The 2,774-nt window shown below is 35.8% G+C and carries 2 protein-coding genes and 1 pseudogene; all 3 read left to right on the top strand.

Annotated elements, in window-relative coordinates; all coding sequences use genetic code 11:
• Positions 1-745 (top strand): SDR family oxidoreductase (locus V7K42_RS03350; protein WP_334913525.1); only part of this gene is annotated, 745 nt, incomplete at its 5' end.
• A gap of 214 nt (positions 746-959) precedes the next feature.
• Positions 960-2,450, top strand: coding sequence for a cytochrome P450 (locus tag V7K42_RS03345; RefSeq protein WP_334913523.1), 1,491 nt, complete (start codon positions 960-962; stop codon positions 2,448-2,450).
• An 85-nt stretch (positions 2,451-2,535) separates the two neighbouring features.
• Positions 2,536-2,685 (top strand): annotated as a pseudogene (locus V7K42_RS03340) (IS5/IS1182 family transposase); the annotation flags it as partial.
• Positions 2,686-2,774 lie beyond the last annotated feature (89 nt).

Here is a 2,774-nt window from a genome sequence, read left to right as displayed (position 1 = left end):
TGTTCAAGAGTTTGTATATGTTGGTTCAGCATATGCCTGCGGAAACGCCACAGGAAATATACTACCTGATTACTTAAATATAAATGGAACATTTAGAAATCCTTATGAGAGAACCAAATTACAAGGTGAATTGCTAGTTCGCCAATTTGCCAAAAATTCAAATATTAAATTTCGTTATTGTAGACCTTCTACTATTTGCGGACGTTTAATAGAAAATCCATCTGGATACACAAATAAATTTGACGTTTTCTATCAATTGATATCATTTTTCTTGCGTCAGAGATTAAACAAACAGAATAGATATATTGACTATTATAGTAGTTCTAATATTCCTATGAAAGTATGCATAAATAGAACTAGTGGTTTGAATATTGTGCCAGTAGACTATGCTGCTAAAATGATGTATCAATTATGTATTCAAAATGATGATGGAGAAAGCTATCATTTAGTAAATTCTCAAGAAACATCCCATTTACTTTATTTTTTATCTCCTTTAAAATGGTTTAATTTTGAAGGCATTACTGTAGTTGAAAAAATACCGAAAAATCAAAATAAGTATGAAGAATTTTATTATAGGACGGTCGGTAAATTATTTCATGGATATATAAATTCTGAACCAATGCTTTTTGATTCATCAAATTTAAAAAATGTGATGAATCATAATCAGCTTTATTGTCCAAAAATCACTGAAGGTGCTTTAGAAATATTAATAAACTTTGCCATAAAACATAACTTTGGTCTATGAAGCATGAAGAAAAATCCATCCCTGCTAGGTAGATAAAATTGACGTGATAAATTTGGTACTTGTCGATGAGTTCAGATTGAATTTATCAATGTTACCCTTGTTCTTCATCTACTGCTCTGAGGAATGAGCGGTTACTAGTAATCCTGGAACTCAGGATGGAAACGTTTATTTAATTTGGTACTAATAAATGAACTTGCAAAAAATGATTCCTACAATGACTTCAACAAAATGGAATATACCTGGGTCTAATCCTTTGCCCATTTTTGGAAACCGAGCTTCAGTGGTTAAGTTAGTTAAAGACTCTATTGGATATACAGACCAACTCTTTAAAACTTATGGTAATGTTGTTTCTTTATCAGCCGGTGGTGGGACTAATATATACTCTCCACTACTTAACTGTCCTGGAACGGTATTTACTTACGGTCCAGAATCTATGCGTCAAGCTATTAGCCAACTTGATGTTTACAGTAAGTATCCGCTATCTGGAACGTTGTATCGTAAACGCAATGATTCTCCACGTACCGAACCACTCAAGCATTTTTTGGTAGGGCTATTTGGTGTAAATGGTCAAACTCATCGTCAACACCGTAAGTTGTTGATGCCCGCTTTTCACAAACAGCGAATCGATACTTATCGGGATGATATGGTTGCTATTAGCCAATTACTACTAGAGAAATTACCAGTTGACCAACCCACTGATATAGCTCAAGTGATGAGGATGTTAACGCTGCGAATAACTGCTAAGACCTTACTTGGTAGTGATCTAGGCGAAGGAGATGGTAAAAAGGATGACGTATTACAAGTAACTGATACATTACAAAAAGCTTTAGCCTTACAAAATAATCCTCTACTGCGCCTGTTTCCTGTAGATTTGCCAGGATTACCCTTTCAACGTTATCTGAATTTAATCGCCAAATTAGATGAGAAAATACGCACCATAATTCGTACTAAACAAGCCAGTGGTGTTAATGATAGTGATGTACTCTCAATGTTAATCGAATCACAGGATGCGGATAGTGGCTTAACACTGACAGAAGATGAGTTGCTAGGACACACATCTGCAATTTTTTCAGCAGCACATGGAACCAGTGCTAACGCCCTCACTTGGACATTATTTCTACTGTCACAGCATCCGAACATAAATGCTGATCTCGTTGATGAATTGCAAAGCGTATTGCAGGGAGAAGCACCTACTATTGAGCAGTTACATCAGTTACCTCTATTAGAGCGAGTCATTAAGGAAAGTATGCGTATTTTACCTTCTGTTCCCTGGAACCTGCGTGTTACCTCTCAATTAACACAATTGGAAAACTATGAATTGCCTATAGGAACAGAAGTTTTTGTGAGTATATATAAAACCCATCGTATGCCAGAAATCTATTTGCAACCTGAGAAATTTAACCCACAGAGATGGGAGAATTTTGAACCAACAATATTTGAATATAACCCATTTAGTGCTGGAACTCGTCTATGTATTGGTGCTGGATTTGCAATGATGGAAATTAAAATTATTTTGGCGATGCTGTTACAAGAGTATCGTCTGGAATTTAGCTCTCGGTATCCTATAGCTCGTAGTAGTGGAATTCCAGTTCTTTATCCTAAATATGGAATGCAGATGTTGGTACGCCAGCAAGATCGTCAGTTTACTCAAGGTGTAGGTGGTGTTCAGGGGAATGTACGACAGATGGTGGATTTACCTACCTAACATTTTTGAACCACAGAACTCTTGCAAAAGTGTTTTGTGGTATAATTAAAAACTTAGCAATTTACGATTAGGACTTTAAGGAGAAGTGAAAATACAGAAAGCTAAACACCTGAGTGCGATAAAATTTAAGCGCATGACTGGAGTAAGCCGTAAAACCTTTGAGTTAATGGTTGGTGTAGTTAAAGCTGATACTCAGAAGAAAAAGAAACCAGGCCGCCGTCCTAGACTAATTATCAGTAAACCAAAAAGTTTTTCTCCAAAGAGCGATCGCTGAAATACTTATATGTTTTAATACTTTATAACACCTAATTCTCTAATCAGTAG

The organism is Nostoc sp. (assembly GCF_036917455.1).
Classification (GTDB): Bacteria; Cyanobacteriota; Cyanobacteriia; order Cyanobacteriales; family Nostocaceae; genus Nostoc.
Note: the sequence above shows the minus strand (reverse complement) of the source record. Positions and strands in the feature narration are given on the sequence as shown.